At 65.7% G+C, this 239-nt stretch carries 1 protein-coding gene; it reads left to right on the top strand.

Annotated elements, in window-relative coordinates:
* Positions 1 to 14: 14 nt before the first annotated feature.
* The coding region (gene tnpB / locus R0J87_RS24270; protein ID WP_498889607.1) for an IS66 family insertion sequence element accessory protein TnpB at positions 15 to 239 on the top strand (225 nt) is incomplete at its 3' end.

Genomic DNA, 239 nt, shown 5'->3' with positions numbered 1-239 from the left:
CCCGCCGGACGGACATGCGCAAGAGCTTCGACGGGCTGTCGGGGTTGGTCGCGATGCACTTCGACTCGGCGTCGGTGACCGACGGCTCGCTGTTCGTGTTCATCAACCGCCGGCGGGACCGGATGAAGGTGATGGGCTTCGACGGCGACGGGCTGGCGATCTGGTACAAGCGGCTCGAAGAAGGCCGCTACGAGTTGCCGATGAACCCGACGGATCGGAGCGACGTACGGATCGATGCC

This window comes from Halomonas sp. SIMBA_159 (genome assembly GCF_046536035.1).
Taxonomy (GTDB): Bacteria; Pseudomonadota; Gammaproteobacteria; order Pseudomonadales; family Halomonadaceae; genus Vreelandella; species Vreelandella venusta_A.
This window is presented reverse-complemented; position numbering and strand designations above follow the sequence as displayed.